This is a genomic window from Streptomyces sp. NPDC027189, assembly GCF_055566975.1.
Window position 1 is genome coordinate 216,042 of sequence record NZ_JBVHRI010000007.1, and the last position, 14,231, is coordinate 230,272.

Consider the following 14,231-nt stretch of genomic DNA (forward strand, 5'->3'; position numbering starts at 1 on the left):
CAGCCTTTTTACGTGACGTGCGTCACTCTAAGGCCGAGTGTCGAGGGGGGCGAGCGCTACGGCACGCATTTGTTGAGCGTTAATCCGTTGCCGTCGCGGGCCGCCTGCTGCTGCACTACGGGGGACGCGTCCGCCAAGATCGAGGAGCAGCAATGCGCACACCGCTCATGTCCACCCAGGAAGGAATCACACCCACTTCAAAGGACATGACGCCCGGTGCATATGCTCAACCTGGGAATTCTGGCGCACGTAGACGCCGGTAAGACAAGCCTGACCGAGCGGCTGCTGCACACGCTCGGGGTCATCGACGAGATCGGCAGCGTCGACGACGGAAACACCCAGACCGATTCCCTCGCGCTGGAGCGGCAGCGCGGCATCACGATCAAATCCGCCGTCGTCTCCTTCGCGATCGACGACGTCACCGTCAATCTGATCGACACCCCCGGTCACCCCGACTTCATCGCCGAGGTGGAGCGGGTGCTCAGCGTGCTCGACGGCGCCGTACTCGTCGTCTCGGCCGTGGAGGGCGTACAGGCGCAGACCCGTGTGCTCATGCGGACACTCCAGCGGCTGGGGATCCCCACGCTCGTCTTCGTGAACAAGATCGACCGAGGTGGAGCGCGGTACGACCGTGTGCTGGAGGGCATCTCCACGCGGCTCACCCCGGCGATCGTCCCGATGGGCCAGGTGGCCAAACCGGGCACCCGCGACGCTCGCTTCACCCCGTTCGACGACACCGGGCTCCAGGCGCCGCTCCTCGATCTGCTCGCCGAGCACGACGACGAGCTGCTCGCCGCGTATGTCGAGGGCCGAGTGTCGTACGACCGGCTCCGCGCCGCTCTCGTGCGGCAGACCCGGGAGGCACTGGTGCACCCCGTGTTCTTCGGCTCGGCCATGACGGGCGCGGGCGTCGCGGAACTGATCTCCGGGATCAAGGACCTGCTGCCCTCGGCCGAGGGAGACGTCGACGGCCCCGTCTCGGGCACCGTCTTCAAGGTCGAGCGCGGACCCGCGGGGGAGAAGATCGCGTACGCGCGGATGTTCTCCGGGACGCTGCGGACTCGCGACCGGTTGACCTTCCGCGACGGCGAGGAGGGCAAGGTCACCGCGATCAGCGTCTTCGACCAGGGCTCGGCCGCCCGGGAGGAGGCTGTGACGGCGGGGCGGATCGGCAAGCTCTGGGGGCTGAACGACATCCGTATCGGCGACATGATCGGCGTACCGCGGAAATCGACGGCGGACGAGCACTATTTCTCCCCGCCGACGCTCGAAACCGTCGTCGTCCCCTGCCGTGCCGCCGACAAGGGCGCCCTGCATCTCGCGCTGACCCAACTCGCAGAACAGGACCCGCTGATCAATCTCCGGCACGACGAGGTCCGCAAGGAGATCTCCGTATCGCTCTACGGCGAGGTGCAGAAGGAGGTCATCCAGGCGACGCTGGCGGACGCATTCGGTATCGACGTCTTCTTCCGCGAGACGACACCCCTGTGCATCGAACGGCCCATGGGCACCGGTGCGGCGGTCGAGTTCAACAAGAAGGACCCCAATCCATTTCTCGCGACCGTCGGACTGCGCATCGATCCGGCGCCCGTCGATTCTGGTGTGGAGTTCCGGCTGGAGGTCGAACTGGGGGCGATGCCATACGCGTTCTTCAAGGCGGTCGAGGACACCGTGAAGGAGACGCTGGGGCAGGGAATCCACGGGTGGCAGGTCACCGACTGCGCGGTCACCATGACTCATTCCGGCTATTCACCGCGGCAGAGCCACGCCCACCAGGGTTTCGACAAGAGTATGTCCAGCACCGGCGCCGACTTCCGGGGCCTGACACCACTGGTGGTGATGAGCGCGCTCCGGGAGGCGGGCAGCCAGGTGTACGAGCCGATGCACCGGTTCCGCCTGGAGGCCCCGGCGGACACGCTCGCGGCGGTGCTGCCGGTGCTCGCGCACCAGCGCGCCGTGCCGCAGGCCACGGAGATCCGTGGCGCGTCGTGTGTGCTGGAAGGCGTGGTCCCGGTCGCCCGGGTGCATGAACTGGAGCGGCAGCTACCGGGGTTGACTCGCGGCGAGGGCGAGCTGGAGTGCGCCTTCGACCACTACGCGCCGGTCGTGCGCGGCGAGGTCCCGGACCGGCCGCGGATCGACCTCAACCCGCTCGACCGGAGGGAGTACCTGCTGAACATGACGCGACGGGTCGGCAGTTGAGACCAATGGGGCGTACGAGGTCTATGAGACGGATGAAATAAGTAGAACCTTACTCATAAGTCAGAACCGTTGACGCGTCCTGATGCGAACGGGACTGTAGTGGACATGTCGAAGTTACGTGCGCGTCTGCTCGGCGTTCTCGTGCTGATCACCGGCCTGCTGACGGCCACGGGCGCACAGCCCGCGGCCGCCGACCCCCTCCCCGACTCGCTGTGGTTCGACACCCAGGCGTCGGCCACCCTCACCGTCGCGAACGGCCGCTTCACCGACGGCCTCGGCCGCGAGGTCGTGCTGCGCGGCTACAACGTCTCCGGCGAAACGAAGCTGGAGGAGAACAGCGGACTGCCCTTCGCCTCGGTCGCCGACGCCAAGAAGTCCGCTACCGCGCTGCGCGCCCTCGGCGGCGCCAACTCCGTACGCTTCCTGCTCTCCTGGGCGCATGCCGAACCCGTGCGCGGACAGGTCGACACCAGCTATCTCGCCGCGGCCACCGACCAGTTGCGCGCCTTCCTCGACGCCGGAATCCGCGTTTTCCCCGACTTCCACCAGGACCTCTACTCCCGTTATCTCTTCAACACGGGCAGCTGGTACAGCGGTGACGGCGCCCCCAAGTGGGCAGTGGACGCGGGCGATTACCCCCAGGAGTCGTGCGGGATCTGTCTCTTCTGGGGTCAGAACATCACCCAGAACGGGGCAGTCAAGCAGGCGTCGTACGACTTCTGGCACAACGCCTACGGTGTCCAGGGCGCCTTCCTCGACACGGCCCAGGTCACCATGGTCTACCTCAAACAGCACCTCTCCACCGCCGAATTCGCGGGTGTCGTCGGCTTCGACCCCTTCAATGAGCCGTACGCGGGCACGTACGACTCCGGGCAGACCAGCCGCACGTGGGAGCGAGACGTTCTCTGGCCCTTCTATGTGAAGTTCCGGGCCCGCATGGACGCGGCCGGCTGGCAGGACAAGCCCGCCTTCGTGGAACCGAACCTCTTCTGGAATGCCAACATCGACTCCCAGAAGCAGGAGGGTGGCCTGCTCGACGCGGGCACGCTGGGCCCGCGCTATGTGTTCAACACCCACTTCTACGACCAGAAGGCGATCTCGGGCATCCTCATGTGGGGCAAGGCGGGGGACGGCCAGTACGCCACCGACTTCGGGTCGGTACGCGACCGGGCCTCGGCGGCGGGGACGACGGCGATCGTCAGCGAATTCGGCCACCCGCTGTCCGGATCCGTCTCGGACAAGGCCCCCACGGTCGTCAAGGCGATGTATCAGGCCCTCGACTCCCGTGTGCCGGGCTCCAGTTGGTGGTCCAAGGCGGCATCGTCGGGACCCGTCCTCTCCGGCACCCAGTGGCAGTGGGACATCTACAACGGCCGCCACCACGAGCTGATGAACGACAACCCCGACAAGGTCCTGACCTCGGGCGACGCCTGGAACGACGAGGACCTCTCCGCGGTACGCCTGGACGACTCGGGCGCTGCCGTGCTGCGCCAGGACGCGCGCCTCCTGGACCGCCTCTACCCGAGTGCCACCGCGGGTACCACGGTCGCCTTCACCTACGAGGACCGCTCCCGCGACGGCTCCACCACCCTGACCTGGAACCCGATTCCGTCGTCCCTGCCGCATGTCTCCCAGCTGGTGGGATCGGGCCAGTACGGGCTGCTGCTGTGGCGCTCCAACGGCGGCGCGGCCCCCACGGAACTCCACCTGCCGGCGTCCTTCCCGACCTCGGTCACGACCGTGGTGTCCGACCTCGGGGCGACGATCTCCCCGCCCGCCTACACCACGACCACCCCGATCGGGGTGGCCCCCGAGCCGGGCGGCACCGGCAGCCGCCGTCTGCTGCTCACCGCACCGGGCTCGGGGACTCTGCACTACGCACTGGTCACGAACGGGGCGACGGCGCCGTCCGCCGATCTGCTGACCGCGGCCCGGACCGAACTGGCGTCGTGGGCTGCGGCGGCGGTCAACTAGCCGAAGGACCGGACCAGTTCGCCTCCACATGGCCGAGGCGAACCCGCTGGGGGTGGTCGCCGACCGGCACCGACACCGTCTTCTGCCCGGTGGCGAAGTCGATGGCGGTGACCTGGTCGGCCCCGCTCTCGGAGACGATGCAGTCCTTGCCGTCGCCGCTGACGGTCGCCCAGTACGGCTTGGAGGCGGTGACGAGCGGCCCTTCCTGGAGGCCGGCCCGGTCGACTACGGTCGCGTAGTCGTCCATCGTGCCGGCGACGCACAGTTTCGTTCCGGCCGGGTTCATCGAAATGCCGTGGTGGCGGGAGTCGTTGACCCAGGTGGTGCGGTCGGTACTGGTCGCGGGGTTCTTCGGCAGGGTCTTCACCCGGGTGATCTTGTCGGAGGCGACGTCGTACTCGAGGAAACCGTTGAAGAACGAAACCTGGAAGTACAGCTTGGACTCGTCGGGGCTGAAGACGGCGGGCCGGACCGCGTCGGAGTAGTCCGTGAGACCGATCGCGTCGAGCCGCTGCCGCATGTCGATCACCTTGACCTGCTTGAAGGTGGTCGCGTCGACGACGGTGATGTGCCGGTCGCCCTTCGTCCAGTCCAGCCACGGTTCGTCGAGAGCGGTGTTGACGTCGCCGATCGCCATGTTCCAGATGTACTTGCCGTCGCGGGTGAAGATGTTCTCGTGCGGCTTGTCACCGGTGGCGAAGGAGCCGAGCTTCTTGCCGGTGGTGATGTCCAGCACGTGCACGGTGTTGGCGGTCGAGGCCGAGACGGCGACACGCGTGCCGTCGGGAGACACGGCCATGTGGTCGGAGCGGTAACCGGACACGGGGAAGCGCCAGTTGATGAGTCCGGTGGCGAGGTCGATCGAGACCACGTCCGCGAAACTCGGACGGGACACCACCACCGACTTGCCGTCGGGCGTGGAGTACATGTCATCGACGAACTGGTCGTGGCCCTCGCCGACGCCGTTGCGAATGGCCATGAAGTAGGCCCACTTGATCGGGTCGGCGTTGATCGCGGCCAGTCGTTCGGCCTTGTCCGGGATGACGTTGATCCGGCCGATCTTCGCGAAGTCACCGGTGGACTTGATGACGTCCGCGGTGCCGTCCCAGTTGTTGCCCACGAACATCACCTCGCGCAGACCGTCGGCGGAGGTCCGCGCGGTGGCGGCGGTCGCCGTGCCGCCGAGGGTGAGGGCGAGGGCGGCGGCGAGGGAACAGAGATGTCCGGGTCTGAGAGCGGACCTGGTGGGTCGGACAGACATGGTGGGTCCTTGTCGTAGGCGGGGGGTGCGAGTGCCGAGGGCATGACAAGCAATGACGCCGAGAAATCTGAACACGGCGGCGTTCAGAGTGGACTTACTGGAAAGTAAGGAGGGGGTGCCCCTCTCCACAAGGGTCCGTACACGACAAAATCGTCGGAGAGTCGAACGGTTCGTCGGACCGGCAAGGGAGGAACGTGTGGCGGGCAGGCTCAAACAGCCGACCGGCCGTTACGGGGGCAGGACCGCCGAGGAGCGGCAGGCCGAGCGGCGATCACGCTTCCTGGACGCCGCGCTCCAACTCTTCGGTGACAGCCCCGGGTTCCGGTCCACGACCGTCGCGGCGCTGAGCGAGGCGGCGGGGCTGTCGACGCGGCAGTTCTACGAGGAGTTCCGGACTCTTGAGGACGTGCTGGCCGCGCTGCACCTCCAGGTCAACGACTGGGCCGAGGACGCCGCCCTCGCGGCGCTCGCCGACGCGCGGGAGCGGGACCTGCCGCTCGCCGAGCGCGCCACCGCGATCTTCCGCGCCTATGCCGCGAACGTGACGAGCGATCCGCGGCGGATCCGCATCACCTTCGTCGAAATCATCGGCGTGAGCCCCCGGTTGGAGGAGCAACGCCTGGCTCGTCGGGCCCGCTGGGTGGACTTCATCTGCGCGGAGGCGGCAGCGGCGGCCGCACTCGGCGAGGCGGCGCCGCGCGACTACCGGATCGCCGCGACGGCGTTCATAGGCAGCGTGAACGGTCTGCTCCACGACTGGCGGGCCGGGTGGGTGGACGCGACGCTCGACGAGGTGGTTGAGGAGCTGGTGCGCCAGCTGTTGGGGATTCTGCGACCGGCGGGGTGGTGTCCGGAGGGGAGGGGAGGGGCGCCCTGACGGCGGTCGGACCGGGCAGCGGCCGACTGTCAGTCCCTGCATCTGGGGTGCCCGAAATAACCGCTCGCCGGCCATTTCGGGCTTCCCTCACCACCGCTCGATCTCTGGCTCGCGTATCCCAGCCCGTCCGGCGTTTGAGGACGAGGCCGATGGGGGGCTGGCGGCGGAAGGGGGAAACCCTCACGTACCTCAGCCCGTCAGCCGGTGCACCGTGCCGAGAACCGGTGCCACCCCGTCCTCGGCGCGGATGCGAGCGGCCAGTACCTGCGCGCGCCGCCGATACGACGCTTCCCTCGTCACCCTCACGAGAGCCGAGGCCAGCCGGGCGGAGCCGAGCCCGCGCAGGGGCACGGCTCCGGGCGCCACCCCGAGCGCGACGAGCCGCGCGGCCCAGAAGCCCTCGTCGAACTGGATCGGCACCGGCACGGCCGGCACCCCCGCCCGCAACCCCGCCGCCGTCGTCCCCGCCCCCGCGTGATGAACCACCGCCGCCATCCGGGGAAAGAGCACGGAGTGCGGCACCTCCCCGACCGTGAACATGTCGTCACCGGTGGCCCGTAGCCCGCCCCAGCCTCGCTGGATCACCCCGCGCAGCCCGGCCGCCCGCAGGGTGCGTACGACCTCGGCGCTCAGCCGCTCGGGATCGGGCACGGTGGCGCTGCCCAGTCCCACGAAGACCGGGGGAGGCCCGGCGGCGAGGAAGTCCCCCAGCGCGGAGGGAAGTTGGGCGTCCGCACCGTCGTAGGGCCACCAGTACCCGGTCACGTCGAGGCCGGGGCGCCAGTCGCGGGGGCGGCGCACCACGAGGGGACTGAATCCATGGTGCACGGGCCAGCCCTGCCGCTCGCGGGCGCGGCGTGCGGCGCCGGGGGCGATGCGCGGCAGGCCGAGCCGGGCCCGCAGGGTGCGCACGGTCTCAGCGAAGACCCGCTCGACGGCCATGTTCACGCCGTGTCCGGCGGCCCGGTTCACGGCGGGCCCCCATGAGCGGACCCCAGTCACCGGAGGCGCGAACTCCCGTGTGGGGGCGAGTGGTTGGAGATAGACACCCATGCTGGGCAGCGACAGCCCTTCGGCGATGGCGTGCCCGAGTGGCCCGAGGGAACTGGACAGCAGGAGTACGTCGCTGGAGTGGGCGGCCTCGATCAGGTCGTCGGTCATCCGCCCGACGAGCGCCCGCGCCATCTCGACGACCCGGATGAGCTTTCCCGCCCCCGTGGTACTGCGGTGCAGGCTCTGCCCACGCTCGGATTCCAGCTCCGCGCGGGGATCCACGGGCAGCGCGTGAAATCCCACACCCGAACCGGCCACCAGCGGCTCGAAACACCCGTGTGTCACCAGGGTGACGTCGTGCCCGGCCCGCACCAGGCCGTGCCCCAGACCCGTGTACGGCGCCACATCGCCCCGCGATCCCGCGGACATGATCGCAACTCGCACGACGGTCAGTATGCCGAAGTTCACGACCGGTGGCCCGCAGCCGTGCGGTCCGATGCGGCGCCATCGGCATCGACGAATGCGGTGACCGCCTGACGGTACGGCCGGGGCCGCTCGGCGTCGAGACCGGCGCCCGCGATGGTGCGCAGTGTGGAGTCCGGCAGGACCTCGTCGTACTCCCGGGCGATGCCGGGGTTCTTGTTCTCGCTGGCGCCGCGCAGGATCAGCACCGGGACGTGGGCGCGGCGCAGCGCGGGACGCGGAGCGGGGACCTTGATCTGGTCGGCTGTGGTGAGCTGGTTGGCGTAGAAACCGGGTAGCGAGGCCGGGAGGTTCTCGAGCGGGCGGTCGGGATGGCAGGTCGCGGAACGTGAACACGAGGTGCTGCTTCTGCTGGGCCGCGGCCTGTCCAACGCGGAGATCGCCGCCCGGCCGCCCGTCGGCGAGGCACCGTGAAGACACACGTGGGCCGCGTCCTGGACAAGCTCGGTCTGCGCGACCGGGTCCACGCGGTGGTCTTCGCCTTCGACCACGGCCTGGTGTGCCCCGGAGGCCCGCGCTGACCGACGGTGATCCGGCCATGGCGGAAAATCGCTCTGGCTTCCCTTCATTCGTAATGATCGAATCGATGCTCGAATTGATCTCGGCAGTGGGGTGGGGTTGCGTGAACGCGATGTCGTACGGGGAACTGCATCGCCAGGTGTCCGCGGAGATCGAGGCGGAAATGGAAGCCGCCCTCGCGCGACTCGGTCCATCGGCCGTATCGGTGCGAGCGGCTGTCGCCACACTCCTGGAGCATCGCACGTTCAAGTACCCGCTGTCCGTGCTGCCGATGATCGTCCATGCCGCCGAGACCGGCCTTCTCGAACCGGCTCTTCCGCTGGCTGTCGTTCATGAGCTGTGGTGGACCTCGGCGTGCTACCTCGACGACCTGGCCGATGGGCAGGGCGCGTTCGTCGCCGGTGACCTCAGTGAGAGTGAGGCCCAGCTCGCGGCGGTCATCAGCGGAAATCCCCTGCCGCTTCTTGTCGTTCAGTCGCAGCGCATTCCCGAGCCGGTGCGCGGCGCTCTGTCGGCCGAGATAGTGAAGTGCTGGATCCTTGCGATTGAAGGGCAACTCAGTGACCTGCGCGGAGGCGCGGGTGCCACCACGCGCGACTCGGTGATTACGGCGTACCGCGGGAAATCCGGCGCCCCCTTCAGCATGGTCACGGCAATGGCCGCCGAACTCGCGGCAGTTGAGAAGGAGAGAGTGGAGCTCTGGCGCGAGTTCGGGAACGTCTTCGGGATCCTGTGGCAGATATTCAATGACCAGGAAGACATCCTGTCCGGCCGCAACGAAGACCTCCTGAACGGCACGGTCACGTACCTGCTCGCGTGCGCCCTTGAGGAGCAGGCTCCCCGGTCCACGGAGCGTGTCATGGGGCTGCACGCCGCCGCGCGGCACTCTTCTGAGGCCCGAGCGGAACTCACCGACGCACTTCTCGCGCCGGCCGTTCTGCGCCGGTACGAGGACGACATCGGCGAGTTCCACGACGACGCTCATCGCATTCTGGACGCGCTGGGTGGCGACGAAGCCTATGTGCACATGCTTCGACATCTGGTCGACCAGTCCTCCCAGATGCTTCTCCCGGCCGGCCTCGCCACCGCCTGCGTGGCTTCGGGGCGGCGCTAGGGACTGTCCGGCGGATCATGTCGGAGACGCGGGTCCTGGTGCGCCCATCGGCGGCGTGGTCGTCGGTTGCCGACGCCCCCAAGTTCTCGGCTTCGCTCGAACAAGGGGGACCCTCATCGCGTCGTCGCCCTCCTTCGCCTTGCAGCTGGACGCACCGGGACCCGCTCACCTGCGCTTATGAGGCGCCGCAGCTCCCCTCCGACCCGATCCGCCGGACAGGCCCTAGCCGTTCGACACAGTCGCCAGCACGACCGTCATCAGCGCGAGGACGGCGCCGAGAAGAACTCCCGCGCACAGCCGCCGTCGCAGCGAGCGGTATCTCTCTTCGTACTCGGACCGCAGTTCCCTGCCGCGTTGCGCGGTGCGCTCCCAGGAACGCCGGGTGAGCGCGAGGTAGTTCTCCTGATAGCGCGCCTCCACCTCCTCCCGCTGAGTGTCCGTCAGCCAGGCCAGCGAGCGCGTGAATCGGACGGCTTCCGCGCGTCCCTCGCCGCGGGTGGCCTCGATGAGCAGGTGGCCTTCGAGCTCGCTGATCAGCGCACCCGCCTCCAGCGGGCGGTCGTCCATGGCGGTCATCGGAGTTGCTTCGCCGCGGTCTCCAACTGCACACCCGTGGCGCTGATTTCGGGGTAGTGCAGATCGAAGGCCGGTGACTCGGACCGGATACGCGGGAGCGTGAGGAAGTTGTGCCGCGGCGGCGGGCAAGAGGTGGCCCACTCCAGCGAACGGCCGTAGCCCCACGGGTCGTCGACCTCGATCTTCTCGCCGTACTTGGCGGTCTTCCAGATGTTGTAGAAGAACGGCAGGAACGAGAGGCCGAGCAGGAAGGAGGAAATCGTCGACACCGTGTTGAGGGTCGTGAGGCCTTCCACCGCCAGGTAGTCGGGAATCCGGCGCTGCATTCCATTGGCGCCCAGCCAGTGCTGGACGAGGAAGGTGCCGTGGAAGCCCACGAACAGCGTCCAGAAGGTGATCTTGCCGAGGCGTTCGTCGAGCATCTTGCCGGTGAACTTCGGCCACCAGAAGTGGAATCCGGAGAACATCGCGAAGACGACCGTACCGAAGATCACGTAGTGGAAGTGCGCCACCACGAAATACGAGTCCGAGACGGGGAAGTCCATCGGCGGCGAGGCGAGCATCACGCCGGTCAGACCGCCGAAGACGAAGGTGACCAGGAACCCGGTGGCCCACAGCATCGGGGTCTCGAAGGACAAGGACCCCTGCCACATCGTGCCGATCCAGTTGAAGAACTTCACACCCGTCGGCACGGCGATCAGGAAGGTCATGAAGGAGAAGAACGGGAGCAATACGCCACCGGTGACGTACATGTGGTGGGCCCAGACGGTCACCGACAGCCCCGCGATCGCGATGGTCGCACCGATCAGCCCCATGTAGCCGAACATCGGCTTGCGCGAGAAAACCGGAATGACCTCACTGATGATGCCGAAGAACGGCAGCGCGATGATGTATACCTCAGGATGGCCGAAGAACCAGAAGAGGTGTTGCCACAGCAGCGCGCCGCCATTGGACGCGTCGAAGATGTGGGCACCGAACTTGCGGTCCGCCTCCAGGGCGAACAGCGCGGCCGCGAGGACCGGGAAGGCCAGCAGGACCAGCACACCGGTCAGCAGCACGTTCCACACGAAGATCGGCATGCGGAACATCGTCATGCCCGGAGCGCGCATGCAGATGATGGTGGTGATGAAGTTGACCGAGCCGAGGATCGTGCCGAATCCGGAGAAGGCCAGGCCCATGATCCACATGTCGGCGCCGATGCCCGGTGAATGCACCGCGTCGGACAGGGGTGCATACGCGAACCATCCGAAATCGGCGGCGCCTTGAGGAGTCAGGAACCCGCCGACGGCAATCAATGAGCCGAAGAGATAGAGCCAGTAGGCCAGCATGTTGAGGCGTGGGAATGCCACATCGGGCGCGCCGATCTGCAACGGCGTGATCCAGTTCGCGAAACCGGCGAACAGCGGGGTCGCGAACATCAGGAGCATCACGGTGCCGTGCATCGTGAAGGCCTGATTGAACTGCTCGTTCGACATGATCTGCAGTCCCGGCCGGGCGAGTTCGGCGCGCATCAGCAGCGCCATGACCCCGCCGATGCAGAAGAACCCGAACGACGTGACCAGATACAGCGTGCCGATCGTCTTGTGGTCGGTGGTGGTCAGCCACTTCACCGCGGCGAGTCCAGGACGCCGGGCACGCACGGGAGGGGGTGCGGGCAGCGCCGTAACAGTGTTGCTCTCCATGCCCCGCCTGTGTCCGGGGGCCGCGCCACCGTCACACTGGAGCGAAGCGACGAGCGTCACATCGGCGGGTGTGACGATCACGAACCTGCCGGACACCTACGGATTATGAGCAACGACGAGACCTTCGCCGCTGCCTATCGCGAGCACTACTGGGCGGTCAGCCGCTACGTTGCGCGGCGACTGGACGGCCGAAACAGTGATGTGGAGGAGGTGGTGGCGGAGGTCTTCACCGTCGCCTGGCGGCGCCGGTCCGACCTCCCGCCGTCCCCCCTTCCCTGGCTCTACGGGGTGGCACGCCACTGTCTGGCCAATGCGGTGCGCGGCTACGGGCGCCGCCGCAGGCTTGTCGACCGGCTCGGCAACGACGAGAGCGCGCACGGCAAGCAGGTGGTGGCCGGCCCCGACTCCGAGTCGCCGGGCGACTGGGTGCACGAGGCGCTGGCCCGGCTCTCCCCCGCCGACCAGGAAGTACTGCGGCTGACGGCCTGGGAGGAGCTCGGCATCGACGAGGTGGCCGTCGCCCTCGGCTGTGGCAACCGCGCCGCCGCGATGCGTCTGCACCGCGCCCGCCGCCGCCTCAGAGCCGAGATCGACCGCCTGCAGATCACCGTGGCCGCCGGCACCGAAGCGCCCCGCCGCGACACCCCGAAGGAGCACGGCCATGGCTGACGAACTCGAACTGCTGCGCCGCGCCAACCCGGTGCCGTCCGCCGACCTCCGCTTCCACGACCGCCCGCTGGACCAGCACGCCGAGCGCCGCCTCAACCAGCTGCTGCACAGCGCGCACCCCCGCCCGCTGCGGCGCTGGGCCTGGAGCGTCGGGACCGCGGCGGTCGTCGGCGTGGTCGTCCTCGCCCTCACCCTGTCGGGACCGACCACTGCCCCCGCCGTGGCCGCCCCGCGCCCGCTGGTCATCGAGGCGGGCTCCACCCCCGTCCCCCTGGACCGGCTCGCCGACCGCGCGGCGGCATCCGACAGCGCGCTCCCGCTGCGCCAGGGCACCCACGTCCAGACCTGGAGCCTGAGCATGACCTCGGGACCCGAGGCCCGGCCACCGATCACGCTCCCCGAGGAACGCGTCGTCCGCTGGAAGGCCGACGGCAGCCACACCGAACTCGTCGTGGCGACCGACCCGCGCCATCCCGGCACGCCGGTCATCACCGACGCCGACCCCGTTCCGCGCACGGTCGAGGACGGCCATGTGCTCAGCAGGCAGACGTACCCTCCGAGTTGGAGCGACGCGCCGCCCCAGGCGCGACCGCCGCACGACGCCGAGCGGCTGCGCGCCTACCTCGAGGAGATCGACCCGATCGAGGCGATGGACACGACGCAACTCCTCGACGCCGTCGCCGACTTGCTGGACAACTGGACGCTCGGTGCCGGCGAGACCGCCGCGCTGGCCCATGTCCTCGCCGACGCGAAGGGGCTGCGCCCGGTCGGAGCGGTCACCGACCGGCTGGGCCGCAAGGGACAGGCGTACGTGTACGACGACAAGGCCCACTCCGGCCGCCGGATGCTGATCCTGGACCCGGCGACCGGCGCCGTTCTCGGCCTTGAGGACACGGTCACCAAGGCCGATCCCGAGTACGGCGTCAAGGCCGGCGATGTGATGTCGTACCGGGCGTGGATGCGCTGATCGACCCAAAAGTTCACAAAGGCCCCAAAGTCTCCAAAGTGTGTGCTCAGAGGCCGAGTTGGCGCTCGGCCCCGGTCACCGTCTGCTCCAGCAGGACCGCGATGGTCATCGGGCCGACGCCACCCGGCACGGGGGTGATCAGACCGGCCCGGGTGACGGCGGTGTCGAAGTCGACGTCGCCGACGTTCCCGGGGTTGTAGCCCGCGTCGATCACGACGGCTCCCGGCTTGATGTCCTCGCCGCGGATCAGCCGGGGACGCCCTACGGCGGCCACTACGATGTCCGCCTCGCGCACCGCGGAGGACAGATCCGCCGTACGCGAATGGCAGTACGTCACCGTCGCGTCGCGCCCGAGCAGCAGCATGCCGACCGGCTTGCCGAGGATCGCGCTGCGGCCCACGACGACGGCCCGCCTGCCGGCCGGGTCCACGTCGTACTCGTCGAGGAGCCGCATGATGCCGCCGGGCGTGCAGGACACGAAGCCGGGCAGGCCGAAGCTCATCGCCGAGTAGGAGCTCAGCGTCACTCCGTCGACGTCCTTCTCCGGCGCGATGGCCTCGAACGCCGCGCGCTCGTCGATGTGCGGTCCGACCGGGTGCTGGAGCAGGATGCCGTGCACGGTCGGGTCGCCGGACAGCGCCTCGAGCGTGGCGACCAGTTCGGCCGTCGTGGTGTCGGCGGGCAGGGCGACGTGCCGCGAATCGATACCTGCCTTGCGGCTGCGGTTCTGCTTCATCCGTACGTAGGTGACCGAGGCGGGGTCCTCGCCGACGAGCACCGTCGCCAGACACGGAGCCGCACCCGTATGGTCCTTGAGGTCGGCCGCACGCTTGGCTGTCTCCTCGACGATGCGGCGCGCGAGACCGGTGCCGTCCATGAGCTGGGCCTGGGACATGTGCTCCTCCTGAGCGTTG

At 68.5% G+C, this 14,231-nt stretch carries 12 protein-coding genes and 1 pseudogene; 7 read left to right on the forward strand and 6 right to left on the reverse strand.

What is annotated here, in order from left to right; genetic code table 11:
* The first annotated feature begins 216 nt into the window (after nt 1-216).
* Both ACZ4RZ_RS19570 and ACZ4RZ_RS19575 read left to right on the forward strand, forming a co-directional pair.
* Nucleotides 217-2,202, forward strand: coding sequence for a GTP-binding protein (locus tag ACZ4RZ_RS19570; RefSeq protein ID WP_467746116.1), 1,986 nt, complete (start codon nt 217-219; stop codon nt 2,200-2,202).
* A 105-nt stretch (nt 2,203-2,307) separates the two neighbouring features.
* Nucleotides 2,308-4,176 (forward strand): cellulase family glycosylhydrolase, encoded by a 1,869-nt coding sequence (locus ACZ4RZ_RS19575; protein WP_467746117.1) that lies wholly within the window; start codon nt 2,308-2,310, stop codon nt 4,174-4,176.
* Here the strand turns inward: ACZ4RZ_RS19575 and ACZ4RZ_RS19580 are convergent.
* Nucleotides 4,169-5,437, reverse strand: coding sequence for a YncE family protein (locus tag ACZ4RZ_RS19580; RefSeq protein ID WP_467746119.1), 1,269 nt, complete (start codon nt 5,435-5,437; stop codon nt 4,169-4,171). The genes ACZ4RZ_RS19575 and ACZ4RZ_RS19580 overlap by 8 nt on opposite strands.
* A 196-nt stretch (nt 5,438-5,633) precedes the next feature.
* Between ACZ4RZ_RS19580 and ACZ4RZ_RS19585 the strand changes: the two genes are divergently transcribed.
* On the forward strand, nt 5,634-6,314 hold the full coding sequence (locus tag ACZ4RZ_RS19585; RefSeq protein WP_467746121.1) for a TetR/AcrR family transcriptional regulator: 681 nt from the start codon (nt 5,634-5,636) through the stop codon (nt 6,312-6,314).
* A 189-nt stretch (nt 6,315-6,503) separates the two neighbouring features.
* On the opposite strand, the gene ACZ4RZ_RS19590 is transcribed toward ACZ4RZ_RS19585, so the two are convergent.
* Complete coding sequence (locus ACZ4RZ_RS19590) at nt 6,504-7,736, reverse strand: glycosyltransferase (protein WP_467746474.1); 1,233 nt, start codon at nt 7,734-7,736, stop codon at nt 6,504-6,506.
* A gap of 35 nt (nt 7,737-7,771) precedes the next feature.
* Nucleotides 7,772-8,161 (reverse strand): alpha/beta fold hydrolase, encoded by a 390-nt coding sequence (locus tag ACZ4RZ_RS19595; protein ID WP_467746490.1) that lies wholly within the window; start codon nt 8,159-8,161, stop codon nt 7,772-7,774.
* On the opposite strand from ACZ4RZ_RS19595, the pseudogene ACZ4RZ_RS19600 reads away from it, so the two are divergent.
* Both ACZ4RZ_RS19600 and ACZ4RZ_RS19605 read left to right on the forward strand, forming a co-directional pair.
* Nucleotides 8,106-8,311: pseudogene (locus tag ACZ4RZ_RS19600) on the forward strand (response regulator transcription factor); the annotation flags it as partial. The gene ACZ4RZ_RS19595 and the pseudogene ACZ4RZ_RS19600 overlap by 56 nt on opposite strands.
* 17 nt (nt 8,312-8,328) lie before the next feature.
* Nucleotides 8,329-9,423 (forward strand): polyprenyl synthetase family protein, encoded by a 1,095-nt coding sequence (locus ACZ4RZ_RS19605; RefSeq protein ID WP_467746122.1) that lies wholly within the window; start codon nt 8,329-8,331, stop codon nt 9,421-9,423.
* A gap of 222 nt (nt 9,424-9,645) precedes the next feature.
* Here ACZ4RZ_RS19605 and ACZ4RZ_RS19610 read toward each other — a convergent pair whose 3' ends face one another.
* Together ACZ4RZ_RS19610 and ctaD are read right to left on the reverse strand one after the other, a co-directional pair.
* The gene (locus tag ACZ4RZ_RS19610; RefSeq protein ID WP_467746124.1) at nt 9,646-9,999 is read right to left on the reverse strand and encodes a hypothetical protein; all 354 of its coding nucleotides are present in this window, start codon (nt 9,997-9,999) and stop codon (nt 9,646-9,648) included.
* On the reverse strand, nt 9,996-11,681 hold the full coding sequence (gene ctaD, locus ACZ4RZ_RS19615) for an aa3-type cytochrome oxidase subunit I (protein ID WP_467746475.1): 1,686 nt from the start codon (nt 11,679-11,681) through the stop codon (nt 9,996-9,998). Before ctaD ends, ACZ4RZ_RS19610 begins: the two co-directional genes overlap by 4 nt.
* Nucleotides 11,682-11,786: 105 nt before the next feature.
* On the opposite strand from ctaD, the gene ACZ4RZ_RS19620 reads away from it, so the two are divergent.
* Together ACZ4RZ_RS19620 and ACZ4RZ_RS19625 are read left to right on the forward strand one after the other, a co-directional pair.
* On the forward strand, nt 11,787-12,350 hold the full coding sequence (locus ACZ4RZ_RS19620; RefSeq protein WP_467746126.1) for an RNA polymerase sigma factor: 564 nt from the start codon (nt 11,787-11,789) through the stop codon (nt 12,348-12,350).
* Complete coding sequence (locus ACZ4RZ_RS19625) at nt 12,343-13,317, forward strand: CU044_5270 family protein (RefSeq protein WP_467746127.1); 975 nt, start codon at nt 12,343-12,345, stop codon at nt 13,315-13,317. Before ACZ4RZ_RS19620 ends, ACZ4RZ_RS19625 begins: the two co-directional genes overlap by 8 nt.
* Before the next feature lie 46 nt (nt 13,318-13,363).
* Here ACZ4RZ_RS19625 and ACZ4RZ_RS19630 read toward each other — a convergent pair whose 3' ends face one another.
* On the reverse strand, nt 13,364-14,212 hold the full coding sequence (locus ACZ4RZ_RS19630) for a bifunctional 5,10-methylenetetrahydrofolate dehydrogenase/5,10-methenyltetrahydrofolate cyclohydrolase (protein WP_467746128.1): 849 nt from the start codon (nt 14,210-14,212) through the stop codon (nt 13,364-13,366).
* Nucleotides 14,213-14,231: the final 19 nt, after the last annotated feature.

Excerpts from the sequence above, each read along its gene's own strand:
- ACZ4RZ_RS19580 (WP_467746119.1), bottom strand. The coding sequence starts at position 5,437 with ATGTCTGTCCGACCCACCAGGTCCGCTCTCAGACCCGGACATCTCTGT.
- ACZ4RZ_RS19605 (WP_467746122.1), top strand. The coding sequence starts at position 8,329 with ATGGCGGAAAATCGCTCTGGCTTCCCTTCATTCGTAATGATCGAATCG.
- ACZ4RZ_RS19610 (WP_467746124.1), bottom strand. The coding sequence starts at position 9,999 with ATGACCGCCATGGACGACCGCCCGCTGGAGGCGGGTGCGCTGATCAGC.
- ACZ4RZ_RS19620 (WP_467746126.1), top strand. The coding sequence starts at position 11,787 with ATGAGCAACGACGAGACCTTCGCCGCTGCCTATCGCGAGCACTACTGG.
- ACZ4RZ_RS19575 (WP_467746117.1), top strand. The coding sequence starts at position 2,308 with ATGTCGAAGTTACGTGCGCGTCTGCTCGGCGTTCTCGTGCTGATCACC.
- ACZ4RZ_RS19590 (WP_467746474.1), bottom strand. The coding sequence starts at position 7,736 with ATGTCCGCGGGATCGCGGGGCGATGTGGCGCCGTACACGGGTCTGGGG.
- ACZ4RZ_RS19625 (WP_467746127.1), top strand. The coding sequence starts at position 12,343 with ATGGCTGACGAACTCGAACTGCTGCGCCGCGCCAACCCGGTGCCGTCC.
- ACZ4RZ_RS19630 (WP_467746128.1), bottom strand. The coding sequence starts at position 14,212 with ATGTCCCAGGCCCAGCTCATGGACGGCACCGGTCTCGCGCGCCGCATC.
- ctaD (WP_467746475.1), bottom strand. The coding sequence starts at position 11,681 with ATGGAGAGCAACACTGTTACGGCGCTGCCCGCACCCCCTCCCGTGCGT.